We start from the raw sequence: 25956 nt of genomic DNA on the forward strand, positions 1-25956 counted from the left end.
GCTGTACCGGCCGACAAAGGCCCGTTCTGGTCGGGAAGACATCCCTCACCAGATCCACTCGCCCCTTCCCAAAACCGCTACCGCATCGACAATCCGGGTAAAGCTCGAGCGGGCGCGGCCGGCCGTGTGCCTGGCGCGCAAATAGCCATGCACCAGCCCCGGCTCCTCGAGCCACCAGGCGCGCCCGCCCGCGGCAACGATGCGGTCGCGATAGGCTTCGCCGTCCGACGACAGCGGGTCGCATTCAGCGGTGATCACGACGGTGGGCGGCAGATTGGCGAACTCGGCGTCGGCGAGCGGCCACAGAGTGAGATCGCCGGTGCGATCCTCGCCACCGGTCCTGATGTCCCTGTAGAAAACGAGGTCGCGCGCGGTAAGCATCGGCGCTTCCGCGTGGGTGACGTAGGAACCGGCGGAGCTGTCGCCGCCAAGGCCGGGATAGACCAGAATCTGGCCGATCGGCTTGCGCGCATGGCCGCGCGTTGCGTGACTGACAGCGGCGGCGAGATTGCCGCCGGCACTGTCGCCGCAGAGCAGGACAGGACGCTCGTAAGTCGCCGCCGCCCATTCGAAGGCGCTGATGGCATCGTCGAAGGCGGCCGGATGAAGGTGTTCCGGTGCCAGCCGGTAGTCGACCGAAACCACTTCGTAGCCGGTGCGGCTGCAAAGCTCGGCGCAGAGGTCGTCATGGCTGTCGAGCCCGCCGAGGATAAAACCGCCGCCATGGAAATAAAGCACCATCGCCGCCGCTTCCGGCGCCGGGGCGCGGTAGACGCGGATCGGAATGTGCCATGGTGTGGCAATGGCGGTGGTTTCCGCCGTGACGCCTTGGGGATAGCCGGCAAAGAACTCGCGGCACATCCGGTTATAGATCTGGCGCTGCTCGGCGATGGTGTAGTCGATCGTATCGGGCGGATAATAAGAATTGGTCCGCTCGATGAAGGCCCAGGTCTCGGCGTCGATGAGGGTTTTGTAGTCGGTCATGGGCGCTGGATGGATCGCAATGAATCCGCCTGAACACCCCCCTCTGGCCTGCCGGCCATCTCCCCCTCAAGTGGGGAGATCGGCAGCTTCGGCGAAACCGCCTTTTCTCCGGCGTCGACAATTGGCGAAAGCGATGATGACATCCAATCTCCCCCCTTGAGGGGGAGATGTCCGGCAGGACAGAGGGGGGTGAGCGCCATCATTCCTGCAATACCACTACTTCCCCTTCCACACCGGATCGCGCTTTTCGGCAAAGGCGCGAAAGCCCTCGAGATTGTCCTCCGAGCCGTAGAGTGCGTCAACCGTCGACAGTTGCCGGCGCGTCACCCGGTTCATCGCGTCCTGGAAAGTCAGCGATTCTGCGACCCGGGCCGTCTCCTTGATCGCGGCGAAGACCAGCGGCGGGCCGCTGGCGAGCAGCCGCGCGATCTCCCAGACGCGGTCCTCCAGCCTGTCCTTGGGCAGCACCTCGTTGACCAGGCCCCAGCGATTCGCCTCGGCGACGTCCATCCAGCGGCCGGTGAGCAAAAGGTCCATGGCGACATGGTAGGGGATGCGCTTCGGCAGCTTGATCGTCGCCGCATCGGCCAGCGTGCCGGCGCGGATTTCGGGCAGCGCGAAGGAGGAGTGGTCCGACGCATAGATGAGGTCGCAGGATAGCGCCAGTTCGAAGCCGCCGCCGACCGCCATGCCGTTGACGCAGGCGATCACCGGCTTGTTGAGGTCGCGCAGTTCCTGCAGCCCGCCGAAGCCGCCGACGCCGTAGCCGCCGTCGACCGCGTCGCCGCCGGCCGCGGCCTTCAGGTCCCAGCCGGCGCAGAAGAACTTGTCACCGGCGGTCTTGACGATGGCGACGCGCAAGTCGGGATCGTCGCGAAACGCCTTGAAAGTCTCGCCCATCAGCCGCGACGTCTTCAGGTCGATGGCATTGGCCTTGGGCCGGTCGAGCGTGACTTCGAGGACAGCGCCTTCGCGGCGGGTCGAAATGATTTCAGACATTCTTCTTGTCTCCAAGTACCAGCAGCGCATCGGCGATCCAGGCGCCCTTGCCTTCGGTGCAGACGATCAGCGGATTGATGTCGAGTTCCTCGATCTCGCCGGCGTTTTGCTGCACGAAAGCGGCAATGCCAGATATCGCATCGATTGCCGCTGCAACATCGGCCTTCGGCCGACCGCGATAGCCGTCGAGCAGCGGGAACAGTTTCAGCCCGCGCAAAGCGGCCTCGATATCGTCGCGGGTCGCCGGCAGCATCAGCGTGACGCTGTCGCGCAACAGCTCGACCAGCACGCCGCCGGTGCCGAGCGTCATCACCGCGCCGAACATCGGGTCGCGGGTGAAGCCGACGAGCAGCTCGGCGACGCCGTCGCGCACCATGCGCTCGACATAAAGGCCCGTGCCGAGCGGGCCGAGATCGTGGGCGGCGGTGCTGACGGATTCGGCATCCCTCAAATTGAGCCGGACCGCGTCGAGCTCGGACTTGTGGATGACACCAAGGGCCTTCAGCGCCACCGGGAAGCCGAGCGCCATCGAGGAGATGACAGCTTCGACCGCGTTGCCGGCGCGCTCGCCCTTCGGCACGGGGAGCCCGGCCTCGATGAGCCGCGCCTTCGCCTCGGCCTCGTCCGGCGTGACATGGTCGCCGGCCGGCGCGCCGGACGCCGAAGTGTCGATCGGCTGCGCCTGCGGCTCGCGCCAGGCCCAGCCGATGAAGGCCGCCGCCTGGGCGGCGTCAATGGCTTCGGAGATGCCGAACAGCGGCACCATGCCCCGCGCCATCAGCCCGGCAGTGTATTCCTCGGGCAGGTTCTCCGGCAGCGAGGAGACGATCGCGCCTTGCGCGCTGTTGGTCTTCAGCGCCGATTCGAAGGCACGCAGCGTCGCCCACCAGTCGGTGTCCGAGCAGCGGTCGGGGCGCGGGAAATCGAGCACCAGCATGTTGAGGTCGAAGCCGCCCGACACCATCGCGGTGAAGGTGGCGGTCATCGCCGGCTCGTTGTTCCAGATGAAGGTGTGGTAGTCGAGCGGGTTGGCCACCGCGACCAGCGGCCCGAGCGTCGATTTGACATGCGCGCGGTGCTCGGGGGTGAGTGGCGGAAACGTCACCCAGCGGCCTTCGGCGCTGTCGGCCATCACTGACGCCTCGCCGCCCGAACAGCTCATCGACGACAGCCGGTAGCCGGGCAGGGGGCCGGTGACGTGCAGCAGCTTGAGCGCCTCGATGAAGGCCGGGATCGAATCGATGCGCGCGATGCCGAGCCGCTTCAGGAAGGCGCCGGACGCTGCGTCCGAGCCGGCCAGCGACGCGGTATGGGAAACGGCCGCCTGCCGCGCCTGCTCGGAGCGGCCGACCTTCATGGCGATGACAGGCTTTTTCAGCTCGCGCGCCCGTGCCGCCAGCCTTTCGAAGCCGGCTACCGAATCGAAAGCCTCGATATGCAAGCCGAGCGCGGTGACACGGTCGTCCTCGATCAGGCCGAGCGCCATTTCGGAAAGCCCGGTCTGCGCCTGGTTGCCGGCGGTCATCAGAAAGGCGATCGGCAGGCCGCGCTTCTGCATCGTCATGTTGATGGCGATGTTCGACGACTGGGTGATGATGGCAACGCCGCGACCGCCTTCTGGCAGCCTGATGCCGCCATGCTGGTCGGGCCACAAAAGCGCGCCGTCGGCATAGTTGATGAGCCCGTAGCAGTTCGGCCCGATGATTGGCATTTGGCCCGCCGCCGCGACCAGCTCGGCCTGCAGCCGCTCGCCGTCCTCGTCATAGGCCTCGGTTTCGAGGAAGCCGGCGGCGAAGCAGACCGCACCGCCGGCGCCGCGCTCGGCCAGTGCTTTGACCACTTCGATGGTCAAGTGCCGGTTGACGCCGACGAAAGCGGCATCCGGCGCACCGGGCAATTCGGCCACCGAGCGATAGGCCTTGCGGCCGGCGACCTCGGCCTTGCTCGGATGCACCGGCCAGATCTCGCCGGCAAAGCCCATCTTGATCGATTGCGCGACGACGGCGGCAGCCTGCGCACCACCGAAGACCGCGATCGATTTCGGCCGCAAAAGACGTTCAAGCCTGTGCACGAAGACCCCCCTCTGCCCTGCCGGGCATCTCCCCCTCAAGGGGGGAGATTGGCAGCTGGGCCGCCGGCCCGAGGCATGCAACGGTAATAACTGGCGAAATCAGGAATGGCGGCCGATCTCCCCCCTTGAGGGGGAGATGTCCGATAGGACAGAGGGGGGTGGGAAGGAATGCAAACATTGCGCTGTTCAGCCCCCGAACGGGCGCAGCAGCGCCCGCGAGATGATGTGGCGCTGGATTTCCGAAGTGCCTTCCCAGATGCGCTCGACGCGGGCGTCGCGCCAGATGCGCTCGAGCGGCAAATCGTCCATCAGCCCCATGCCGCCATGGATCTGGATCGCCTCGTCGGCGACGAAGGCAAGCATCTCGGTGGCCTTCAGCTTGGCCATGGCCATGTCCTGGTCGGTGACGGTGCCCTGATCGTACTTCCAGCCGGCTTCGAACACCATCAGGTCGGCGGCCTTCAGCTCGGTCGCCATGTCGGCGAGCTTGAACGACACGCCCTGGAACTTGCCGATCGGCTGGCCGAACTGCTGGCGCTGCGCGGCGTATTCGATGGCGTGGCCAAGCGCCCGCTCGGCGCGGCCGAGGCAGGTGGCGCCGACCTGCAGGCGCGTCGCGCCAAGCCATGAATTGGCGACATCGAAGCCTTTGTGGACCTCGCCGAGCACTTGGGCCCCGGGCAACCGGCAATCGTCGAATTCGAGGATGGCATTGGTGTAGCCGCGATGCGAGACGTTGCGGTAGCCGTCGCGCACCGTAAAACCCTTGGTGCCCTTGTCGACAAAGAAGGCGGTGATCTTCTTGCGTTTTCCACGCGAAGACTCTTCCTCACCCGAGGCCATGAAGACGATGGCGAAATCGGCGAGGTCCGCATGGCTGATGAAATGCTTGGTGCCGTTCAGCACCCAGTCGTCGCCGTCTTGCACGGCGGTTGCCTTCATGCCGCGCAGATCGGAGCCGGCGCCCGGCTCGGTCATTGCCAGGCAATCCCATTTCTCGCCGCGAATGCAGGGAAACAGATATTTTTCGCGCTGCTCCAGCGTGCCGGCGAGAAGGATGTTCGAAGGCCGCGCCACGCAGGTCCAATGCAGCGCGTAATTGGCGCGGCCGAGTTCCTTTTCATAGAGCAGCCAGGTCACCGTATCGAGCCCGGCGCCGCCGACATCGGCCGGCATGTTGGCGGCATAGAGGCCGGCTTCGATCGCCTTGGCCTTGATCTCCTCGATCAGCTCGCGGCGCAGCACGCCGGTACGCTCCACTTCGCGCTCATGTGGGTAAAGCTCGTTCTCGACGAAGGCCCGCGTCGTCTCGACGATGAGCTTCTGCTCCTCCGAAAGACCAAAATCCATGGTCTCAGCCTTTCTTCCTTTTCTTCGGCTTTTCAGCCTTTGCCTTTTCGGCCGCCTTGGAGGCGGTGGGCTTCTTGGCCGCGAGCTTGGCCAGCTGCCTGGTGTAGTCCTTATGCAGGGCGCCGGCACCCCAGCCTTTGCCTTTGTTCTGCTTCGACAGTGCCTCCATGATGGCGACCAGATTGTCGTCGCGGATCTTTTCGAGCTCGCGGATCGACAGACCGTGCGCCTGATCGTCCGACTGGGTGGCGATCAGCTCGACCAGCTCATCGTTGAACTCCGGCACGTCCATCAGCTTGGTCCACGGCCATTTCAGGCACGGGCCGAACTGCGCCATGAAGTGGCGCATGCCGGCCTCGCCGCCGGCGACGCGATAGACTTGGAACATGCCCATCTGCGCCCAGCGCAGGCCGAAGCCGTAGCGCATGATGTCGTCGAGCTCCTCGACCGTGCAGATGCCGTCCTTGACCAGCCACAGCGCCTCGCGCCAGGCCGCTTCGAGCAGCCGGTCGCCGACGAACGCTTCGATCTCCTTGCGGATCACCACCGGCTTCATGCCGATCGAGGCATACATCTCCGTGGCGACTTCGATCGCCTCGGGAAAGGTCTGTTCGCCGCCGACGATTTCGACCAGCGGCAGCAGATAGACGGGGTTGAACGGATGGCCGACGACCAGCCGCTCCGGGTGCTTCTTCATCGCCACCTGCATGTCGGTCGGTTTGATGCCGGAGGTGGAGGAGCCGATAATGGCGTTGGCCGGTGCATAAAGGTCGATCTCGGCCAGCACGCGGTGCTTCAGGTCGAGCCGCTCCGGCACGCTTTCCTGGATGAAGTCGGCGTCGGCCACCGCCTCGGCGATCGTCTTGGCGAAGGTAAGCTTGCCCTCTTTCGGCAGGCCGCCGGGCAGCATCTGCTTGTAGGCGCGGCGTGCGCCCTTCATCACCTCGCCGACCTTGCGTGACGCCTCGGGATCGGGATCGAAGATCGACACGTCGATGCCGTTGAGCAGCAGCCGCGCCACCCAGCCGGCGCCGATGACGCCGCCGCCGATCGCGGCCGCCTTGTTGATGATGCTCATGCGGAAGCTCCGGTTCTTGTGCGGGCTGTTGCGGGGTCGGTGAGGGCGACACGCTCGCCGGCACGGATCACGGATGCGTCATAGGCCTTGCGCGCGAACACTTCGAGCACGAAGGGCCGGAAGAAATCGATCGGCAATGTCTCGTAGTCGGGATCGAAGCTCGACTGATCCCAGCGTTCGCAAAACTTATCGCAATCGTCGAAGTAGATGTGCCCGGCGAAACGGTCGCGGGCGTGTGGATTGCCGCCGAGGTGGTGGGCGTAATAGAGGCGCTGGAAATCGCCGTGCTTCTCCACCACCCAGGTGCATTGCTCGCGCACAAAAGGCTTCAGGATCGACGCCGCATACTCGTCGTGGTTATAGGGCGCGTAGATGTCGCCAATATCGTGCAGCAAGGCGCAGGCAATCCAGTCGGTGTCGGCGCCGTCGCGCCAGGCCCGTGTTGCCGCTTGCAGTGAATGGCCGAGCCGGGTGATCTTGTAGCCCGAGAGGCCCGCATCAAGCTGGACGAGCGCGTCGAGCAGCCGCTCGCCGGTCTTTGCCGCATAGTCGATCTCGTGCTCGGTGAGGAAGGCATAGTCCTCGCGGTCGCCGTCCTTCATGGCGGTGAATTTCACGGTCTTCATCGGCGGCTCCTCCCAACCGGCTACCGGCTTTTCAAAGCGGTGCGCGCTTCGTCAGGTTCAGCTTCTTGCGGACTTCGTCCGGGCCGATGACCCTGGCGCCCATATTCGACACGATGCTGACCGCCCGCTCGACCAGCTGCGCATTGGTCGCCAGCACGCCCTTGTCGAGCCAGAGATTATCCTCCAGTCCGACGCGGACATTGCCGCCGGCCAGCACCGCGGCCGCGACATAGGCCATCTGGTTGCGGCCAATGGCAAAGGCCGACCAGTTCCAGGTCGACGGTACATTGTTGACCATGGCCATGAAGGTGTTGAGGTCGTCCGGCGCGCCCCACGGCACGCCCATGCACAATTGCACCAGCGCGTCCGGCTTCAGCACTTCTTCCTCGACCAATTGCTTGGCGAACCACAGATGCCCGGTGTCGAAGGCCTCGATCTCCGGCTTGACACCGAGCGCCGTCATCATGCCGCCCATGGCACGCAGCATGCCGGGCGTATTGGTCATGACATAATCGGCCTCGGCGAAATTCATGGTGCCGCAATCGAGCGTGCAGATTTCCGGCAGGCACTGGCGCACATGTTCCATGCGGTTGCTCGCGCCGCCCATGTCCGTGCCTTTTTCGTTCAGCGGCAGCGGCTTCTCCGGCGGGCCGAATACCATGTCACCCCCCATGCCGGCGGTCAGGTTCAGCACCACGTCGACGTCTGCCGCGCGGATGCGCTCGGTTACTTCGCGATAGAGATGCACGTCGCGCCTAGGCTTGCCGGTCTCGGGATCGCGCACATGGCAGTGCACGATTGCAGCACCTGCCTTTGCCGCCTCGATGGCCGAATCGGCGATCTCTCTGGGCGAGCGCGGCACATGCGGGCTGCGGTCCTGCGAACCGCCGGACCCGGTCACGGCACAGGTAATGAAAACCTCACGGTTCATCGCTAACGGCATCGGACTCTCTCCCAATAGAACGTAGGGCAAGAATGCCTGACTTGCCGGAAACTGTTTTGCGTTTTACGAAGATCGTGTGACCAAAAACGAAAAACCGACGATCTTTCGGGCCGAGCGTTTGCCGCTCAAGGTGACGCTGCTGGTATTCTCCGGCTCGTCGATCATGTGCGTCGCGTCGGCCGTCGATCCGTTGCGCGCCGCCAACCGCATTGCCGGTGAGACGCTGTTCGATTTCAGGCTGGTCTCGGTGACAGGCGAGGCGCCGGTCACCACATGCGGCCTGCCGGTGGTGGTCAGCGGCCGCTTCGATGCGGCTGACACAACCGATATGCTGGTCGTCGTCGCCGGCTTCGGCACGCAGAACTACGCCACATCGGCCCTGCTGTCCGGACTGCGCCGGGCGGCGCGCGCGGCACGCGCCTGCGGCGGCGTCGAGGCCGGCACCTGGCTGGTTGCCCGCGCGGGTCTGCTGGAGGGGCGCAGCGCCACCACCCACTGGGAGGACATGGAGGATTTCTCGTCGGCCTTTCCCGGCGTCGACGTGCGCCCCGACCGCTACGTCATCGATGGCCCGGTGTTCACCACCGGCGGCGCCTCGCCGACCTTCGACCTGATGCTGCATCTGATCCGCACGCGGCTCGGCATGGCCGTGGCGCTCGATGTCGCGAGCGTCTTCATCTACGACCAGGCGCGCGCCGCGACGGACGCGCAACCGCTGGTCTCGCTCGGCCGTCTCGACGGCTACGATCCCAGGCTGGCGCAAGCCATCCGGCTGATGGAAGCGCATGTCGACCAGCCGCTGACTGTCGCCGCCGTGGCAAAGCGCGCCGGGGTGACGGCACGGACGCTGGAAAGCATCTTTCGCAAGTCGATCGGCGAAACGCCCGGCGCTTATTACCTCAGGCTGCGCCTCGGCGCCGCGCGCCGGCTGGTGGTCGACACGCGCATCGCCATGGCGGACATTGCCGGGCGAACGGGGTTTTCGTCCGCCGCGGCATTTTCCAGAGCGTTTTCAAGAGCGTTCGGCGAAGCGCCGGTCAGGCTGCGTCGGGGATAATGCATGTCGCCCAAAAGCTTGGCCACGGGCTTGACCCGAGGGTGCGGAGCGGTTTTGGGATAACGACATGCATAGACAAAGGTAGATCAGGCAGCGTCCTGGCGGTCGCTGCTGCCGTCGATCTGCGAGCGCATCTGTCTCGCAAGATGGGTCTCGAAGCGGCTGGCGACCGCGCGATCCCATTCGTTTGCACTCAGCGCACCTTGTTTCGGGTGCGGCAGCGCCATCAGCCGGTCGATGATCGATCCAGCCTCGCCAGATGAGAGCAGGGCGTCGATTTCGCGTTCGTGCTGCATATCGTTTCGCCTCCTTCTTTCTGAATCCCGCCACGAACCACACTATAGGAGGTTCGTGACGGCTGTTTGAAGGCAAGAGCGAGGCGATTGATGGGCGATGCCGGGCAAAGTTTTGTCCGCCGCCGCCCATCTTGGGCACGATCGTTCCGGCAGGTCAGGCAGTGCTTCAGCCAAGCCGCATCGACAGTTCAACATCCTCGCCGAACGGCGTGGACATGTAGCCACTCCCGGTCGAGCGCACCCGCTCGAGGTATTCGGGGCAAAGATCTGCGTTGTCGGCAACGACGAAGGCGCCCGGCCTGAGGCGGCTTTCAACCAGACTCAAGATCTCGGGATAGAGCGCTTTGGCGCCGTCGAGCAGAAGCAGGTCGACCGTTTCGGGAAGATCGACGCTTAATGTTTGCAGCGCGTCTCCTTCGCGGATTTCCACCATGTCGATGAGACCACCTGCTGTCAGATTACTCCTCGTGCGCGCGACCTTGGATGGCTCGAACTCGCTGGTGATCAGGCGGCCGCCGCCATTGTCCCGCAAGGCTGCGGCAAGGTGCAGGGTCGAGATGCCGAACGAGGTTCCAAATTCAACGATCGTCCGTGCATCGCTGCCTCGTGCCAGCATGTAGAGCAGCGTGCCGGTCTCTCGCGAGACGGGAAGCCAGAGGTCCTTTAGCCGCCCATAGAAATCGAGGTATTCGGTCTTGCTTCGAATGAGGCGCATCCGCTCCTCGGCGGAGAGTTCCGCCACCGCGGGGCTCGTTGCGGCGGCGGCTTCCTCGAACAGGCGGTCCAGCAGGGGCGCGAGCGGCGTTGTCGTCAGTGTGGTCATATCGGTCTCCAGTCGGAATTGAATGCGTTCTTGTGCGGCATTCAAAATACGACTAATCATTCGCATTCACTAATCGCATTGGCGCGGCTCTCAATGAGCGATCACCGAAGTCCGCGGATTTCCTCGCGAAAACAGCCGAAGCAGGCCCGCTCGGCGGAGCTCGTCGCTGCGATTTTGCAGGCTGCTGTTCAGGTTTTGGCGAGGGAAGGCGCGCAGCGCTTCACCACGGCGCGGGTGGCCGAGAAGGCCGGTGTCAGTGTCGGATCGCTGTATCAGTATTTTCCGAACAAGGCGGCGATCCTGTTCCGGCTCCAGAGCGACGAATGGCGGCAGACGACCGATTTGCTGCGCGACATCCTCGAGGACGTGAGGAAACCGCCACTTGACCGGCTGCGCGACCTGGTCCACGCCTTCCTCCGCTCGGAGTGTGAGGAGGCCGCGGTGCGTGTGGCGCTCGACGACGCCGCACCGCTTTACCGCGACGCGCCCGAGGCGCAGACGGCAAGGGCGTCCGGAGACCGCACCATCCAGCTCTTCATGCAGGAAGCGTTGCCCAACGCCGCGCAAGCGACTCGCGAATTGGCCGGCGATCTGGTCATGACGACGCTCAGCACGGTGGGGAAGCAGTTCTCGGAGTTGCCCCGAACCCCCGCGGAGATTGAAGCCTACGCCGACGCCATGGCCGACATGTTCTGCGCCTACCTGAGAGGCCTCGATCACGGCTAAGACGCGCCAAACCCGGTCAGCGAACAGGCCACGCGAGTTTCACACGGGGCAAAACCTTCGTCGGTTCAGCCCCGCGGAAAGCCGTCTTTAGCCGGCGGCCGCTGAACAATGTGGCCGTGAAAACGGTACGCCTCAGACGTACCGGTTGACGATGTTTTCGAGCAATTCCTGGCGGCCGGATCTGGGCTGCGGCTCGATCTTCTCCTTGACGACGCGCTCGGCGATTTCCTCCAGCGTGCGCTTGCCGGCAAGCATCGCCTTGGCCTCGGCCGAATCCCAGCCGGCATAGCGCTCGGCGAGCGGGGCGGACAGCGCCTTGTCCTCGACCATGCGTGCCGCTGCCTTGAGGCCGCGGGCGCAACAATCCATGCCGCCGATGTGGCCAATCAGCAGGTCCTGCGGATCGAGCGACTGGCGCCTGAGCTTGGCATCGAAATTGGTGCCGCCGGTCTTGAAGCCGCCGGCCTGCAGCACCTGATAATAGGCGAGTGCCATCTCCGGTACATTGTTCGGGAACTGGTCGGTATCCCAGCCCGACTGGTAGTCGTTGCGGTTCATATCGATCGAGCCGAAAATGCCGAGCGCATTGGCCAGCGCCAACTCATGTTCGAACGAATGGCCGGCCAGGATGGCGTGGCCTTGCTCGATGTTGAGCTTGACCTCGTTCTCCAGTCCGAAACGCTTGAGGAAGCCGTAGACGGTGGCGACGTCGTAATCGTACTGGTGCTTGGTCGGCTCCTGCGGCTTCGGCTCGATCAGGATGGTGCCTTCGAAGCCGATCCTGTGCTTGTAATCGACGACCAGGTTGAGGAAACGGCCGGCCTGTTCCTGCTCGCGGGCAAGGTCGGTGTTGAGCAGCGTCTCATAGCCCTCGCGGCCGCCCCACAGCACGTAGTTCTCGCCGTTCAGACGCTTGGTGACGTCGATGCAGTGTTTCACCGTCGCCGCCGAATAGGCAAAGACGTCCGGATCGGGATTGGTGGCGGCGCCTGACATGAAGCGGCGGTTGGAGAACAGGTTGGCCGTGCCCCACAGCAGCTTGACGCCGGTCTGCTTCATCTTTCCCGAGAAGTAATCGGCGATCTCGTCGAGCCGCGCCGCACTTTCGGAAAAGTCCCGGCCTTCCGGCCGCACGTCGGCATCGTGGAAGCAGAAATAAGGCGCGCCCAGCAGCGAAAACATCTCGAAGGCGACGTCGGCCTTGAGCTTGGCCAGCTCCATGGTGTCGGTGCCGCCGGCCTTCGGAAACCACGGCCGCTCAAATGTCTGGCCGCCGAACGGATCGCCGCCCGGCCAGGCAAAGGAATGCCAATAAGCGACGGCAAAGCGCAGATGGTCTTCCAGCCGCTTGCCGGCGACGATCTCGTCGGGATTGTAGAACCGGTAGGCCAGCGGATTGGTCGAATCCGGTCCCTCATATTTGATCTGTTGGATGTCGCCGAAAAAACCGCTGCTCATGTTCTTTTCCTCTCGCATGGTTCGGCCTGATTACCTCAGGCGTAATTGGTTTCGCGCTGACGCTGGTCGAAAAGGCTCATGTCAAAGCCACCCAACGAAGGAGACAGACCATGACCGACCTCAACACCATTGCCGAAAATTACATCGCCGCCTGGAACGAGAGCGACGCCGCGCGCAGAAAAGCCTTGCTCGAGGCAACCTTCACCGAGGACGTCGGCTATCGCGATCCGATCATGCGGGGCGACGGCCATGACGGCATCGCGGCGCTGATCGACGGCGTGCAGCAGCGCTTTGCCGGCTTCAGGTTCTCGCTGAAAGGCAAGCCGGACGGCTTCGCCGATACCATCCGCTTTTCGTGGAATCTTGGGCCGGACGGCATCGAATCCGTCATCGAAGGCACGGATATCGGCGTCATCGAAAATGGCCGGCTGAAAAGCGTCACCGGCTTTCTCGACAAAGTGCCGGCACAATGAGGCCTTCTCGGCAGGCCGCGGCGTGGGCGGGAAACCGTTCACGCCGTGGCGCCTCTGATCGCCGGATAAAGCTGGCGATAGCGCTGATAGGCTTGCGCATAGGCGTCACCGAGGGCGGCGACCGGCTCGACCGTGGCGTCGGTCGCCGGCGCCGCGCAGACGGCGCGCGGATCGGCACCTGTCGCCGCGATCAGGCCAAGTCGGGCCGCGCCAAAGGCAGCGCCGAAATCGCCGTCGGCTGGAATATCGACTGGCAGGCCAAGCGCTGTGGCGATGGCCTTCAGCCAATAGCGCGAGCGCGAGCCGCCGCCGATCGCCGTCACCCGGGTCAGCGTCGTGCCGGCTTTGGCCAGAGCTTCGAGGCTGTCGCGGAAAGCGAAAGCGACGCCTTCGAGCACGGCCTGGGTCAGCGCCGCGCGGCCGGATTCGTGGGCAAGCCCGGTAAACGCGCCCCGAATGACGGAATCATTGTGAGGCGTCCGCTCGCCTGACAGGTAGGGCAGGAAGGAGACGCCGGTCGGCGACTGCAGCGCATCGCCGAGTTCGGCGGTCAACTCGCCGGCGCTTTTTCCAGCGATCCCCGACAGCCAGTTCAGCGAATCGGTTGCCGACAGGATGACGCCCATCTGGTGCCAGGTGCCGGGCAGTGCGTGGCAGAAGGTATGCACGGCGCTTTCCGGGTTGGGCAGATAGGACGCGTTGGCGGCGAAAAGCACGCCCGACGTGCCGAGCGAGACGAACGCCTGGCCGGCGCCGACCGTGCCCATGCCGCAGGCCGAAGCCGCATTGTCGCCGGCACCGCCGGCGATCGGGATGCCCGCCTGCATGCCCCATTTGGCGGCCAATTCGGCGCGCAAGGCACCGGCCTTGGCCGTGCCTTCGACCAATGACGGCATCTGCCTTTCGTCGAGCGATGTGGCGGCGAGCAGTTCGGCGGACCAGGCTCGTCTGCCGACATCGAGCCACGACGTGCCAGCCGAATCCGACATTTCCGAAATATGCTCGCCGGCGAGCCAGAGCCGCAAAAAGTCCTTCGGCAGCAGGACCCTTGCCACCTTGGCGAAAACAGCCGGTTCGTTGTTCCTGACCCAGGCCAGCTTCGGCGCGGTGAAACCGGGAAAGACGATGTTGCCGGTCAGCTTGCGAAAGCGCGGGTCGGCATCGAGCGCGGCCGCCTCGGCGTGGCTGCGTGTGTCGTTCCATAGAATGCAGGGGCGCAGCACCTGGTCGGCTGCATCGAGCAGAGTGGCGCCATGCATATGGCCGGAAAGGCCGATGCCTTTGACCGCCGCGAGTTCCTTCGCATGCATTGACCGCAGCTCGCCGACCGCCGCTTCGCAGGCGCGGATCCAGTCGGCCGGGTTCTGCTCGGACCAGCCGGGATGCGGGCGCGACACGTCGAGCGGCGCATGGCCGGAACCGACGATGCTCTGCCTTGCATCGATCAGCAGCGCCTTGACGCCCGACGTGCCGAGATCGAGGCCGAGATACATGTTTCCTCCCATGTCCGTCATGCCTGGCGGCGACGGTCTTTCTTGCTTCCCCGCCCAGTCCTGTGACACGGGCGGCGAAGATATCCCGGCAATCGTGCCGCCGGAAACGCACCCCGGTCAACACGCGAAGATTTTTTCGACGCTCGAAAAAATCTGGTCGGGGCAGTTTTTAAGGCAAGATGTGGCCTTGGTCAATTCGCCGCGAGAGCGGTTGCACGCCGTGAAAACAGTGCCGACAACGGGCTGTCCGGCCGTGCCAGCGCGCGTTCCGCCGCAAGCGCCCTCGCCAGCGCGCCATCACCGGAACGCAATGCCGCTTCGATCAGCGTCAGGTCGATGACGTCGCGTTGTGCGTGGCTGCCGCCGAAGCGATGGGCGATTGCCCGGATCGGCCGGATCAGGCGTATCGTCCCGGCATAATCGCCCTCGCCGAATGCCTTGATGGCGAGCGTCAGGGGATGGCCGACATCCCTGGTGAAAGCAGCGTTGTCGTCCTTGCCGCGCATCGCCTCGCGCTGCGCCTCGAGCAAGCCGCGGGCCGGCGCTTCGAGGCCGGCGCCGACAAACGCCATCATCGCGTGGGCGTCATTGAAGGCATAATGGCCGGCGCTCGCCTTGGGCAACCAGTTGGCGGCGAGTGCCGTCCAGCGCTCGCCGACATCGACGCCGCCGAGATGCAGCCGCCACAGGATCGCCGAGGCATCGACCATGTTGAGCGCCAGCGTCGAGCGCTCGCCATAGATCGGCCCGTCGTAGAGCGCCAGCACCTCGTCGGTCTCGCCGAGATCATAATGGAACAGCGCCAGATGCCACCAATTATGCACCTGCAGGAAGCTTTCCCGCGTCCACGCTTCGGGATTGGCGCGCATCCACAGAATGCCGTCCTTCTGCCGGCTCTGCATCTCCATGACATGGGCCACCGCATGCTGGGCCCAGCCGTCGCGCGGCTCGAGATCCACCGCCGTGCGGCCAAGTTTTTCGGCGCGCGCGTAGTCGCCCATTTCTTCCAGCCCGAAGGCTTGCATGCCGAGTATGGCATGGTAGCCCGGCATGCCGCTCTGCCAGGACGGCAGCGCGCGGCCGATGCGGTCGCGCAGCATGCGCCCATTGCCGGTGAAGAAGTCGATCTGGTGGCCGGTCTGCAGCGCCAGCGCATCGAGCGGAAACTCGATGGCGATATCCTCCAGCACGCGGGCGGCCCCGTGCCAGCGTCCATCCGCAAGGTGGCCAAGGGCGGCGACATGCGCCTGCTCGCGCGTCGTCGCGGCAAGCGGCAGCGCTGCCTCGTGACATGCCTTGGCCACTGCCGTCGCTTCGCGCTCGGTGGCGAGGCCAAAGAGATAACCCTTGAACACATGCGCCATGACGAAGCCGGGAACTTCGGCGATTGCCCGGTCAACGGAACCGACAGGATCGCCGATGAAGCACTGCAATTCGCGCACAGCCCGGCTGTAGGACGAGAACCCGGCCTCCGTCGCGCCAGACAGCGTCAGGCCAAATGCGTCGCTCACCGCCATGGTTTGCCTCAGTTGCTCGAGCGCATCGCCACTGTCGCGACGCCGGCGCCGACCAGCAGCGTGCCGCCGGTGCGGTTGAAGATGCGGATCGCCTTTGGATTGCGCACCACGTTGCGCGCCCTTGCCGCGATCAGCGCATAACCGAAGGCATTGGCGAAGGCGAGCGCCAGGAAGGTCGTCTCGAAGATCAGCATCTGTGCCCAGAAATCCGCATGCCGGTCGAGGAACTGCGGCAGGAAGGCGACGAAAAAGGTGATGCTTTTCGGATTGAGCGCGGTAACCAGCCAGGCATGCGCCATCATTTTCGCCGACGACACCGCATCGGTGCGCGGTTCGGCCCGGAGCGCGCCGCCGGCGCGAAACAGCTTGATGCCGAGATAGATCAGATAGCCGGCGCCGATCACCTTCAGCACGGTAAACACGGTGGCCGACGCCGCCAGCAGCGCGCCGATGCCCAGCATCGACAATGTCATCGCGGTGAAGTCGCCGAGCGCCACGCCGACTGCCATCGGCAGCGCGGTGCGCCAGCCCTGGCCGAGCGCATAGGACACCACCAGCAGGATGGTCGGACCTGGAATGACCAGAAGGACTGCCGAGGCGGCGGCAAAAGCGGCCCAGTTTTCGAAGGACATTTTCTTCTCCTTGAGCTCAAAGAAGAGGATAAATCCTTGGCCTCGCGCAGATGTAAAGAGGCAAAATCGAAAAAGCCCCTCGTTAATGCCAGGCGGCCGGCCTTCACGCTTTTTCAACCATGATTGGCGAAAATGCCTGCTATCCGGCCGGACCGTGTTTCCCGCCGATAACGTAGGGTTTGGGTAAATGCCTGAGTTGCCGCAAGGTCTGTCGCTGCCGCACAACGGCGACGCAATCGAAACCGAAAAACAGCTTTCCCGCCGCACGGTGCTGTCCGGCGCCGGTGCGCTGGCGCTGCTCGGCGTCGCCGGCTGCAGCCAGACGCTGGATCTGCCGTCGCTGCAGCTCGACGACGTCACCACCGGCTCGATCCGGCCCATCCGTCCGAGTATCAGCGTCGACAAGAACATCACCAGCCCCGACGTGATGTACGCTTCGCTCACCGACGGTGGCTTCAATGTGCCGGAAGTGCCCTATCTCAAGGTCAAGCCGGAGTTCCGCCGCCAGATCGTCGTCGATCCGACCGGCGAGCAACCCGGCACCATCGTCGTTCACTCGCAGGAACGGCTGCTCTATCTGGTGCAGCCTGGCGGCGATGCGATCCGTTACGGCGTCGGCATCGGCAAGGACGGGTTCCGCTGGTCCGGCCGCGCCAACATCCAGTACGGCAAGGAATGGCCGGTCTGGACCCCGCCGCCCGAGATGATCGCCCGCAGGCCGGAACTGGTGAAATGGCAACGCGGACAGCCGGGCGGCCTCGACAATCCGCTCGGCGCGCGTGCCCTCTACATCTATCAGAACGGCAGCGACACCGGCTATCGCATCCACGGCTCGCCCGAATGGTGGAGCATCGGCCAGGCGATGTCGTCGGGCTGCGTGCGCCTGATCAACCAGGACATCATCGACCTCTACAGCCGCGTCTCCAAGAAGAATCCGGTCGTCGTCGTCTGACCGGCGGCCAAGGCTCGAGCGATTACTCTGCCGGCTAGCGCTGCACACCCATGTACTACATTTTGTGCGAATTCATGCGACGCTTCGCCTTGCCCAGCCATGTCCACTCGTGTGACTGACAAGTTTTGGGAGATCGCGACATCGTTGCACTGATCGAGGCGAGCGAAGCGGAGAAGCCGACCATGCGTGGTCCCTGCAAGAAGCAAGAAAGCAATTGATGCCGATTGTCAGGATAGCCGAACTGGAAATCGATCCTAAGCAGATCGGCAGCTACAGGGCCCTGCTTGCCGAAGAGATTGAGGCTTCTGTACGCGTCGAGCCGGGCGTGCTTTTCCTTCATGCGGTGGCAGTAAAAGGCACGCCTGAAAAGGTGCGCGTGATCGAATGCTACGCCGATCAGGCGGCCTATGAGGCCCACCTGACCACGTCGCACTTTCTCAAATACAAGGCGCAGACGGCGAGTATGGTCAGGTCACTTCGGCTCATCGAAACGGATCCTATCGCGCTGCAGGCGAAGAGTGGCCCGATTTCAAACTGACCCACTGCCTCTGCCGTTGCGCGATGCCGCAAGACAGGCGAATGTGCCTGCGATTTTCACCGCCCGGGAGACGTGAACAATGGCCGGAACTTTTGTCATCGCGCAAGGCGGCGGCCCGACCGCCGTCATCAACCAGACCGTGGTGGGCGCCACGCTCGAAATCCGCAAGCGGCATCCCGGCGCCAAGGTGCTTGGTTCCATCCACGGCGTGCGCGGAATTCGTGACGGCAATTACGTCGATCTTTCCGCCATCCCCGAGGACCGCCTGCGGCTGATCGCGGCGACACCGAGCGCCGCGCTTGGTTCGACGCGCGACAAGCCGGATGCCGCCTATTGCGACCTCATCCTCAACGGCTTGAAGAACGCCGGCGCCGATGCCTTCATCTATATCGGCGGCAACGACACCTCGGGCACGCAGCAGATCCTCACCGACGCCGCCGGCGGCAAGATCGCCTTCGTCCACGCGCCGAAAACCATCGACAACGATCTCCAGGAGAACGATCACACGCCCGGCTTCATGTCGGCGGCCGAGTTCGTCGCTGGAGCATTCCTTTCGGTCGATCTCGATTTCCGCGCTCTGCCGGGCATCTATGTCGGCATCGTCATGGGGCGGCATGCCGGTTTCCTGACGGCCGCGTCCGCGGCCTGGCAGCTCGATCAGGACAGCGGCCCGCATCTCGTCTACGTGCCGGAGCGGCCGTTCTCCGCGGCGGGCTTCATCGACGACGTTCGTGCAACGCTCGACCGCCACAAGCGCTGCATCGTTGCCGTCTCCGAAGGCGTCAGCACCGCCGACGGCAAAGCGCTGGTCGAAAGCCTGGTGCCGCCGGAAAGGCTGGAGCGCGACCAGCACGGCAACGTCAAGCTGTCGGGCAGCGACCTGCCGGCAGCCTTGGAGCGCGCGCTCGCCGAAGGATTGCCGGGCAAGCGGGCGCGCGTCGATGCGCTCGGCTATATGCCGCGCGGCTATGTCGGCGCCATCAGCGCGGTGGACGCGCAGGAGGCCTTCGATGCCGGTGCCTTCGCGGTCACGGTGGCCGACGAGGGGGGCGGTTCGGTGGCGCTGCAATATGACGGCAAGAAAACCGTGCTGAAGAAGGTGCCGCTGAAGAACGTCGCCGGCAAGACGCGCCATATGCCGGATGATTTCATGCTGCCGGAAGTCAACCGGCTGTCCGATGCGGGGATGGCCTATCTGAAGCGGCTGGTCCCGCAAAAGTACAAGGTCGGCAAGCCGTTCGTCTGATGCCGGCCTTGATCTGATGGACAGCTGGTTCAGCAAAACCATCGTCGACGCCAAGACGACGATGCTGACCGAGCCCTTCGTGCACGAATTCGTGCGCGCCAACATCTGGCATCTGCGCGGCCGCGATGTCGACCTGCTGGTCGACACCGGCATGGGGATCTGCCCGCTGGCGCCGCAGATCGACACGCCGTCCGGCAAGCCGCTGCTCGTCGTCGCCACGCATATCCATCTCGATCATGTCGGCTCGCTGCACGAGTTTCCGTTGCGGGCAGGGCCGCGCCACAGCGCCGCACAGTTCGACAGCATGGATGAAGCGGTGACCTACGCCTACATGTTCCATGATCTGGAAGGCGCCGTCTCCAGGCTGCCGGCAAAGGGCTGGAAGGCGGCCGATTACAGGATTCAGCCGGCGCCTCTGGCCCGGACCCTGGACGAGGGCGATAGGATCGACCTCGGCGACCGCCAATTCCGCGTCCTGCATCTGCCCGGCCACTCTCCGGATTCGATCGCGCTGTTCGACGAGGCTGACGGCCTGTTCTTTGCCGGCGACGCCATCTACGACGCCATGCTGATCGACGACCTGCCGGATTCGGATCGTGCCGCCTATCGCCGCACGATGCAGCGCCTGCTCGGGCTGCCGATCCGCATCGGCCATGGCGGTCATGGACCGAGCTTCGACGGCAGGCGGATGCGCGAGATCGCCACCACCTATCTCAGCCGGACCGACCGGAAAGGCGAATAGGAGGCCTCGGCTGAGGCGGCGCAAATCTGAAGCGATTTGTCTTGCGCAGCTATTTTGTTCTTGCTTTGTGCCGGCAGCTATGCTAGTAATCTAGGTATGGTGCTGATTCGCCCCAATGACCCGCCGCAAGGCGGGTTTTTGTTTCGGGTTTCGGCGCCAGCCCGGCAAGGCGGCTGCCAGCCGGAAATTAAATCTTCGTAATATTATCTGGAAACCACGATCGGCGCCCTAGATGCGGGGCTGTCGATCCGGTCGGCCGCCGTGCCAGGCGAGACAGGCAAGGCCGACACGCCGATAGAGCATTCCGGTGACGGAACGCTGCGGCGCCCGATCAATCTCTCGCCCGGACAACGGCCATGTCACCAATCCAGACCCTTCGCAGACATCGCGTCGCCGCTCTGCTGGGCGCCGCGCTGATCGTCAGCCCCTTCGCCCTGCCCCTCGCTCCCAGGCTGAATGATGTCCTGGCGGCAACAGTGACCCCACCTGTCACCGGAATGACGGCGCCCAGCGGTTCGTTCGCTCCGGTCGTGGCGGCCGACAAACCGGCAGTGGTGACCATCGCGACGGTCATGAAAGTACAACAGCCGGACACCATGAGCGACGCCTCTCCCTTTGGCGGAACCTCGCCTTTCGACGACTATTTCCGCCATTTCTTCGATGACCAGGGACAGCCCGCCCCCAAGACACCGCCGGAACAGGCGCCGCGCACCGAGGCCCTCGGCTCAGGCTTCATCGTCGGCGCCGACGGCACCATCGTCACCAACAATCACGTCGTCGACGGCGCCCAGTCGATCAAGGTGACGCTCGACGACGGCACCGAGCTTCCCGCCAAATTGATCGGTCATGACGCCAAGAACGATCTTGCCGTGCTCATGGTCAAAGCCGGCAAGCCCTTGCCGATCATCAAATGGGGCGATTCCGACAAGCTCATGCCGGGCGACCAGGTGCTCGCGTTCGGCAATCCTTTCGGCCTTGGCACTACGGTCACGGCCGGCATCGTTTCGGCGCGCGGCCGCGACCTGCATAGCGGGCCGTTTGACGACTTCATCCAGATCGACGCACCGATCAACCGGGGCAATTCCGGCGGCCCGCTAACGGATGTGAACGGCAATGTCGTCGGCATCAACACGGCGATCTTTTCGCCGAATGGCGGCAGCGTCGGCGTCGGCTTCGCCATCCCCTCGGACCAGGCGCAAAAGGTCGTCGCCAAGCTGATGAAGGGCGGCTCCATCCAGTACGGTTATCTCGGCGTCCAGATCCAGCCGGTGACGCCTAACATGGCGAGCGCCATCGGCCTCGATCACGCAGCCGGCGTGCTGGTCGCGCAGGTCAGCGACGGATCGCCGGCCGCCAAGGCCGGCATCGAGACCGGCGACGTCATTACCAGTTTCGCCGGCCGCGACATAAAGGATCCAAGGGATCTGTCGCGCACCGTCGCCGACGTTGCGCCCGGCACGAGGGAAACCCTCAATGTCTGGCGCCAGGGGCAAAGCCTGCAGATCTCCGTCGAGGTCGGGCGCAACGAAGACGACATGGCAACGGGATCGGTGACCGGCGATCGGCGTCAGCCGTCGACGGAGCAGGGCCTTCGCGCACCGGCGCTCGGTCTCGGCCTGATGGACGTCACCCCGGATGTGCGCCAGGCAATGAACCTGGCAGGCAACCAGCACGGCGCGCTGGTCGAGCGCGTCGACCCGAACAAGGCGGCATCGGCTTCCGGCATCCAGCCCGGCGACATCATCGTCGCCGTCGACCAGCATCCGGTGAGGAACGCCAGGCAGGCTAACCAGGCGATTGTGCAGGCTGCCAAATCTGGCAAGAAATCGGTGCTGCTGCTTGTCGAGCGTGGCGACGCCCAGATGTTCGTCGCCGTCCCCTTCGCCAGTGGCTGAAGCGGGCGCCGCGCTGCCAAGATCGATGTAGAGCATTGCCGCCAGGCCGGAGCCAAGATTTCGGTTGCCCGCGCACGCGTCTTCGAGAAAACTGACAAAGGTCGATTGGACCTTGCGCAAACGGATATTCTCGATGGTTACCCGAGGCTTCTCTTCCGGACGAAAGCCGCCGACGGATACGGATGCACGTATCCCGCCCGGGCAATATCTCGAGCAAGGTTTCCCGGTCCTGTCGGCCGGCCCGACGCCGCATGTCCGCACCGAGGATTGGTCGTTTACGCTTAAGCACGGGCCGCGGCCGATCAAGAAGTGGAACTGGGCCGAGTTCAACGCGCTGCCCTTGACCAAGATGACGCGCGACATCCATTGCGTCACCGCATGGACCAAGTTCGACACCGCGTGGCAGGGCGTGCTGGTCGACGACATCCTTGCCGACGCCGGCATCGAGCCGCCCACCGCCTTCACGCTGGCGCTGGGTTTCGACGGCTATTCCACCAATGTGCCAACGAAGGATCTCACCGGCGGCAAGGCGATGGTGGCACTGCTTTACGAGGGCAAGCCGATCACCCCCGATCATGGCGGCCCGGCCCGGCTGCTCGTTCCGCACCTCTATTTCTGGAAATCGGCCAAATGGCTGAACGGGTTGCAGTTCACCGAGCGTGACGAGCCGGGTTTCTGGGAATTGCGAGGTTATCATATCTACGGCGATCCGTGGCGCGAGCAGCGCTACACGAACGATCCATGAGCGACGCACCGGCGGCGCAGTCGCCCTGGCAGACGGTCACCATCACCCGCATCCAAAAGCGCACGCCGCGCGTCACCAGCTTTTTCCTGCAGCCGTCGCGGCCCTTCGTCTACCATGCCGGACAGCATGTCGATGTCAGGTTGACAGCGCCGGACGGCTATCAGGCGCGCCGCTCCTACTCCATCGCCTCGGCGCCGGAGACCGGCGAGACCATCGAACTGGCGATTGAAAAACTCGAGGACGGCGAGGTCTCGCCGTTCTTTCACGAGATCGCGGCGGTGGGCGACGAGGTCGAATTGCGCGGGCCGCTCGGCGGCCATTTCGTCTGGTCCGACGGCGATGGCGGACCGCTCCTGCTCGTCGGCGGCGGGTCGGGCGTGGTGCCGCTGATGTCGATGGTCCGTCACCGGGCGATGCGGGGATCGCTGGTCGCCGCCACCTTGGTGTTTTCGGCGCGGGTCTGGGACGAGGTGATCTTTCGCGACGAGTTGATCGACCTCGCCGAGCGCCGGGATGGCTTCGACCTGGTGCTGACGCTGACGCGCGAGCCGGCCCGCCGTCCGGCAGATCATGCGCGGCGGGTCGACGCCGCGATGATGGTGCAAGCCATGACGAGGCTGCCCGCGCCGCCGAAGCTCGCCTTTGTCTGCGGCTCGAACGCATTCGTGACGGCCGCCGCCGAGGCACTGATCGATGCCGGGGTGCCTGCGGCACTCATCCGCACCGAACGCTACGGGGTCTGACCGGTTCTGCTTGCCCGGTTGCTGCCTTTGTTGGGCGGCATAAAGCAGGCCAAAAGCAGCCGCAACGCCGACGCCGCGTTTGGCCGAAATGGTTAACGATTCGACAAAGAGCCTCGGCTGCGACTTTTATCGGTTTAAAAAATCGAACCGAACGGTTCGTTTCTGTTGACAATGCGTGCAGGACGCTGTGAACGCTGCCTCCCCAAGTCACCTTGCAGCCAGACCGATACTATGGGCTATCTACTTGATATTTAGCAATAAAATTGTGGCGAAGGGAATCTCTGGCACAATTTCAAGGTGTAGATTCTTGGTCCACACCAAACAACTTCGTGATTGGAAACTGGCCATCGCCTTTCCCACATCGGGGCTGTCCGAACGACGCGAATTCCTCCCAAGACACGCCGCTGGACGGACGGAAAAACTGAGATACTGGAGTACTAAAATGAAAAAGATCGCTCTTGCCGCCGTCGCCGTTTTGGCCATCACCGGCAGCGCCTTCTCTGGCAGCGACAACTTTGGTTCCAAGGGTGCGAACCAGCCTGCCGCTTCGGTCGACAGCTCGTATACGGCTTCCATTCAGAAGCCGGCTCATGCTGACCAGCAGCCTGTCCAGGGCGCCGACCGAAACCTCTTCGGCAACAACTAACAGCCGATCCCAGCATCAGGGCGGCGGGCATATCCGCCGTCCGGGGATCTGAAAAATTCAGGAGTATTAAGATGAAAAAGATCGTTCTTGCTGCCGCCGCCGTTTTGGCCATCACCGGCAGCGCCTTCGCGGGCAGCGACAACTTTGGTTCCAACGGAGCCAACCAGCCCGCTGTCTCGGTCGACAGCTCCTACACGGCTTCCGTCAAGACGTCGGACCAGGCTGAAAAGCAGCCGGTTGTCCAAGGCACCGACCGTAACCTCTTCGGCAACAACTAACAGCCGATCCCACCATCAAGGCTGCGGCATGCCCGCCGCTTGATTTCGAAAATCCAGGAGTACCCAAAATGAAAAAGATTGTTCTTACTGCCGCCGCTCTCTTGATTGCCGCCGGCAGCGCTTATGCCCGCAACGACAATGTTGGCGGGACCGACATCAACAAGCAGTCGACCGTCAACGTCGACAAGACGCAGACGTATTCGGTACGTGACAGCAATTCGCCGATCTACAAGCTGCTGAATTCGTCTGGCGATGTGCCCAAGTCCGCGCCTCAGGGCGCCGACCGCAACCTCTTCGGCAACAACTAGAGCAATTCCAGGAAAAGTGTGAAACGGTTTTCCCGGGAAAAGCGCGTAGCGCTTTCCCTTGGGAATTGCGTCAAAACAAAGAGATAGAGCGGTTCGGCGTTCCGTGAAACGATGAACCGCTCTAACGGCCGAACTGGAATTCCAGACAAGAGCGGCGGGCCATGCCCGCCGCTCTTGTTTTTTGCATGGCGGAAGAACGCCTGCTTCAAGCCGCCTTTGCTTCTGCTTCATGGAGCGCGAAAGAGCGCCCGTCCGCGTCGAAAATATGCAGGTCGCCGGCGTCCGCCGTCAGCCGCAGCGTCGCTCCGCGCTTGACCTCGACATTGCCCGGCAGCTTGGTCACCAGCGGCAGGTCGGCGCGGCCGATGTCGACATAGACGAGCTGGACCTCGCCGAGCTGCTCGACGTAATCGACCGTCCCTTCGAACAAATAGTCGGCGCCGGTGGCAATCATCAGATCCTCCGGCCGCACCCCGAAGCTCACCGCAGCGCCTTTCGCCGAGGCAGGCGTTGCGATCGGCACCGTCGCCTTGCGGCCGCCGACATGGCTGACGACCGTCGGGTTGCCGGTCTTGTCGATCGTCGCCGGCAGGATGTTCATCGCCGGCGAGCCGATGAACTGGGCGACGAACAGATTGCCGGGCCGCTTGTAGAGCTCCATCGGCGTGCCGACCTGTTCGATATGGCCTTCCTTCAGCACCACGATGCGGTCGGCCAGCGTCATCGCCTCGACCTGGTCGTGGGTGACGTAGATCATCGTTGTGGCCGGCATCGACTCCTTGAGCTTGGCGATCTCGATGCGGGTGGCGACGCGCAGCGCCGCGTCGAGGTTGGATAGCGGTTCGTCGAACAGAAAAACCTTGGGATTGCGCACGATGGCGCGACCGATGGCGACGCGCTGGCGCTGGCCGCCCGACATCGCCTTGGGCAGGCGGTCGAGATATTTGGTCAGCTGCAGGATCTCGGCCGCCTGGCGCACCCGCTTGTCGATCTCGGCCTTGCTTTCCTTACCGATCTTCATCGAGAAGGCCATGTTGTCGTAGACGGTCATGTGCGGATAGAGCGCATAGGACTGGAACACCATGGCGATGCCGCGCTTCGACGGCGGCACGTCGTTGACGATCTCGCCATCGATCTTGAGCTCGCCCGAGGTGATCTCCTCCAGCCCGGCGATGCAGCGCAGCAAGGTCGACTTGCCGCAACCAGAGGGACCGACGAAGACGATGAATTCGCCCGACTTTATATCGAGGTCGACGCCGTGCAGAATGTTGAGATTGCCGTATGATTTCTTCACTTGCCGTAGCGTGACATCGGCCATGGTACCCTCCAGTTCTTCC

The 25956-nt window shown here is 64.0% G+C and carries 28 protein-coding genes; 13 read left to right on the forward strand and 15 right to left on the reverse strand.

The annotated features are described in order from the left end of the window. Positions 1 to 45: 45 nt before the first annotated feature. The 7 genes from NKI54_RS11095 to bcoG all read right to left on the reverse strand — a co-directional run bounded on the left by NKI54_RS11095 (position 46) and on the right by bcoG (position 8051). A complete protein-coding gene (locus NKI54_RS11095) occupies positions 46 to 984 on the reverse strand; it encodes an alpha/beta hydrolase (RefSeq protein ID WP_352464610.1) in 939 nt (312 codons plus the stop codon). 216 nt (positions 985 to 1200) lie between these two features. Beyond that, positions 1201 to 1983 carry a carnitinyl-CoA dehydratase gene (locus NKI54_RS11100; protein ID WP_352691480.1) on the reverse strand — a complete coding sequence of 261 codons (783 nt, stop codon included), beginning with the start codon at positions 1981 to 1983 and terminating at the stop codon, positions 1201 to 1203. Continuing rightward, positions 1976 to 4054 (reverse strand): acetate--CoA ligase family protein, encoded by a 2079-nt coding sequence (locus NKI54_RS11105; RefSeq protein WP_352634883.1) that lies wholly within the window; start codon positions 4052 to 4054, stop codon positions 1976 to 1978. The genes NKI54_RS11100 and NKI54_RS11105 overlap by 8 nt, the downstream gene beginning before the upstream one ends. A gap of 186 nt (positions 4055 to 4240) precedes the next feature. Continuing rightward, positions 4241 to 5404 carry an acyl-CoA dehydrogenase family protein gene (locus tag NKI54_RS11110; RefSeq protein ID WP_352464604.1) on the reverse strand — a complete coding sequence of 388 codons (1164 nt, stop codon included), beginning with the start codon at positions 5402 to 5404 and terminating at the stop codon, positions 4241 to 4243. Positions 5405 to 5408: 4 nt separating this feature from the next. Further along, on the reverse strand, positions 5409 to 6482 hold the full coding sequence (locus NKI54_RS11115; protein WP_352464602.1) for a carnitine 3-dehydrogenase: 1074 nt from the start codon (positions 6480 to 6482) through the stop codon (positions 5409 to 5411). After that, positions 6479 to 7108: an HD domain-containing protein gene (locus tag NKI54_RS11120; protein WP_023677594.1), complete on the reverse strand. Its 630-nt coding sequence runs from the start codon at positions 7106 to 7108 to the stop codon at positions 6479 to 6481. The genes NKI54_RS11115 and NKI54_RS11120 overlap by 4 nt, the downstream gene beginning before the upstream one ends. Positions 7109 to 7139: 31 nt before the next feature. Beyond that, entirely contained in the window at positions 7140 to 8051 is a 912-nt protein-coding gene (gene bcoG / locus NKI54_RS11125) for a 3-dehydrocarnitine:acetyl-CoA trimethylamine transferase BcoG (RefSeq protein WP_352451615.1), read from the reverse strand. 76 nt (positions 8052 to 8127) lie between these two features. Between bcoG and NKI54_RS11130 the strand changes: the two genes are divergently transcribed. After that, complete coding sequence (locus NKI54_RS11130) at positions 8128 to 9108, forward strand: GlxA family transcriptional regulator (RefSeq protein WP_352634886.1); 981 nt, start codon at positions 8128 to 8130, stop codon at positions 9106 to 9108. A gap of 86 nt (positions 9109 to 9194) precedes the next feature. On the opposite strand, the gene NKI54_RS11135 is transcribed toward NKI54_RS11130, so the two are convergent. Both NKI54_RS11135 and NKI54_RS11140 read right to left on the reverse strand, forming a co-directional pair. Then, positions 9195 to 9404, reverse strand: a complete 210-nt coding sequence (locus tag NKI54_RS11135; RefSeq protein WP_023680243.1) for a hypothetical protein — start codon at positions 9402 to 9404, stop codon at positions 9195 to 9197. Between the two features lie 166 nt (positions 9405 to 9570). Beyond that, the gene (locus tag NKI54_RS11140) at positions 9571 to 10227 is read right to left on the reverse strand and encodes an O-methyltransferase (protein ID WP_352634888.1); all 657 of its coding nucleotides are present in this window, start codon (positions 10225 to 10227) and stop codon (positions 9571 to 9573) included. A gap of 93 nt (positions 10228 to 10320) precedes the next feature. On the opposite strand from NKI54_RS11140, the gene NKI54_RS11145 reads away from it, so the two are divergent. After that, positions 10321 to 10953, forward strand: a complete 633-nt coding sequence (locus NKI54_RS11145; RefSeq protein ID WP_352634890.1) for a TetR/AcrR family transcriptional regulator — start codon at positions 10321 to 10323, stop codon at positions 10951 to 10953. Positions 10954 to 11085: 132 nt separating this feature from the next. On the opposite strand, the gene xylA is transcribed toward NKI54_RS11145, so the two are convergent. Beyond that, a complete protein-coding gene (gene xylA / locus NKI54_RS11150) occupies positions 11086 to 12411 on the reverse strand; it encodes a xylose isomerase (RefSeq protein WP_352634892.1) in 1326 nt (441 codons plus the stop codon). Positions 12412 to 12521: 110 nt separating this feature from the next. Between xylA and NKI54_RS11155 the strand changes: the two genes are divergently transcribed. Next, on the forward strand, positions 12522 to 12884 hold the full coding sequence (locus tag NKI54_RS11155; protein ID WP_352634894.1) for a nuclear transport factor 2 family protein: 363 nt from the start codon (positions 12522 to 12524) through the stop codon (positions 12882 to 12884). A 38-nt stretch (positions 12885 to 12922) separates the two neighbouring features. Here NKI54_RS11155 and xylB read toward each other — a convergent pair whose 3' ends face one another. From xylB to NKI54_RS11170, 3 genes are all read right to left on the reverse strand, one after another. Beyond that, the gene (xylB, locus tag NKI54_RS11160; protein ID WP_352635050.1) at positions 12923 to 14377 is read right to left on the reverse strand and encodes a xylulokinase; all 1455 of its coding nucleotides are present in this window, start codon (positions 14375 to 14377) and stop codon (positions 12923 to 12925) included. A 191-nt stretch (positions 14378 to 14568) separates the two neighbouring features. Next, the gene (locus tag NKI54_RS11165; protein ID WP_352620676.1) at positions 14569 to 15894 is read right to left on the reverse strand and encodes a tetratricopeptide repeat protein; all 1326 of its coding nucleotides are present in this window, start codon (positions 15892 to 15894) and stop codon (positions 14569 to 14571) included. An 8-nt stretch (positions 15895 to 15902) separates the two neighbouring features. Continuing rightward, positions 15903 to 16526, reverse strand: a complete 624-nt coding sequence (locus tag NKI54_RS11170) for a LysE family translocator (RefSeq protein ID WP_352620678.1) — start codon at positions 16524 to 16526, stop codon at positions 15903 to 15905. Between the two features lie 187 nt (positions 16527 to 16713). Between NKI54_RS11170 and NKI54_RS11175 the strand changes: the two genes are divergently transcribed. The 10 genes from NKI54_RS11175 (at position 16714) to NKI54_RS11220 (ending at position 24619) form a co-directional block, all read left to right on the forward strand. Continuing rightward, the gene (locus NKI54_RS11175; RefSeq protein ID WP_352691485.1) at positions 16714 to 17478 is read left to right on the forward strand and encodes a L,D-transpeptidase; all 765 of its coding nucleotides are present in this window, start codon (positions 16714 to 16716) and stop codon (positions 17476 to 17478) included. Between the two features lie 217 nt (positions 17479 to 17695). Then, on the forward strand, positions 17696 to 18016 hold the full coding sequence (locus NKI54_RS11180) for a putative quinol monooxygenase (RefSeq protein WP_023680233.1): 321 nt from the start codon (positions 17696 to 17698) through the stop codon (positions 18014 to 18016). A gap of 79 nt (positions 18017 to 18095) precedes the next feature. Beyond that, on the forward strand, positions 18096 to 19262 hold the full coding sequence (locus tag NKI54_RS11185) for a diphosphate--fructose-6-phosphate 1-phosphotransferase (RefSeq protein ID WP_352620682.1): 1167 nt from the start codon (positions 18096 to 18098) through the stop codon (positions 19260 to 19262). Positions 19263 to 19278: 16 nt separating this feature from the next. Then, a complete protein-coding gene (locus tag NKI54_RS11190) occupies positions 19279 to 20004 on the forward strand; it encodes an MBL fold metallo-hydrolase (RefSeq protein WP_352620684.1) in 726 nt (241 codons plus the stop codon). A gap of 356 nt (positions 20005 to 20360) precedes the next feature. Continuing rightward, the gene (locus tag NKI54_RS11195) at positions 20361 to 21899 is read left to right on the forward strand and encodes a DegQ family serine endoprotease (protein WP_352568423.1); all 1539 of its coding nucleotides are present in this window, start codon (positions 20361 to 20363) and stop codon (positions 21897 to 21899) included. Positions 21900 to 22032: 133 nt separating this feature from the next. Further along, positions 22033 to 22644 carry a molybdopterin-dependent oxidoreductase gene (locus NKI54_RS11200; RefSeq protein ID WP_023680229.1) on the forward strand — a complete coding sequence of 204 codons (612 nt, stop codon included), beginning with the start codon at positions 22033 to 22035 and terminating at the stop codon, positions 22642 to 22644. Next, complete coding sequence (locus NKI54_RS11205) at positions 22641 to 23387, forward strand: FAD-binding oxidoreductase (protein WP_023680228.1); 747 nt, start codon at positions 22641 to 22643, stop codon at positions 23385 to 23387. The genes NKI54_RS11200 and NKI54_RS11205 overlap by 4 nt, the downstream gene beginning before the upstream one ends. Positions 23388 to 23829: 442 nt before the next feature. Then, positions 23830 to 24033 (forward strand): DUF680 domain-containing protein, encoded by a 204-nt coding sequence (locus NKI54_RS11210; RefSeq protein ID WP_023680227.1) that lies wholly within the window; start codon positions 23830 to 23832, stop codon positions 24031 to 24033. A gap of 71 nt (positions 24034 to 24104) precedes the next feature. Further along, complete coding sequence (locus NKI54_RS11215; protein ID WP_352568421.1) at positions 24105 to 24311, forward strand: DUF680 domain-containing protein; 207 nt, start codon at positions 24105 to 24107, stop codon at positions 24309 to 24311. Between the two features lie 68 nt (positions 24312 to 24379). Continuing rightward, positions 24380 to 24619, forward strand: a complete 240-nt coding sequence (locus NKI54_RS11220) for a DUF680 domain-containing protein (protein ID WP_352454766.1) — start codon at positions 24380 to 24382, stop codon at positions 24617 to 24619. Here the strand turns inward: NKI54_RS11220 and NKI54_RS11225 are convergent. Then, positions 24616 to 24828, reverse strand: coding sequence for a hypothetical protein (locus NKI54_RS11225; RefSeq protein WP_352568419.1), 213 nt, complete (start codon positions 24826 to 24828; stop codon positions 24616 to 24618). The genes NKI54_RS11220 and NKI54_RS11225 overlap by 4 nt on opposite strands. Further along, positions 24825 to 25937 carry an ABC transporter ATP-binding protein gene (locus NKI54_RS11230; RefSeq protein ID WP_352568417.1) on the reverse strand — a complete coding sequence of 371 codons (1113 nt, stop codon included), beginning with the start codon at positions 25935 to 25937 and terminating at the stop codon, positions 24825 to 24827. The genes NKI54_RS11225 and NKI54_RS11230 overlap by 4 nt, the downstream gene beginning before the upstream one ends. Positions 25938 to 25956: the final 19 nt, after the last annotated feature.

It is taken from the genome of Mesorhizobium sp. M0663, assembly GCF_040320585.1.
Classification (GTDB): domain Bacteria; phylum Pseudomonadota; class Alphaproteobacteria; order Rhizobiales; family Rhizobiaceae; genus Mesorhizobium.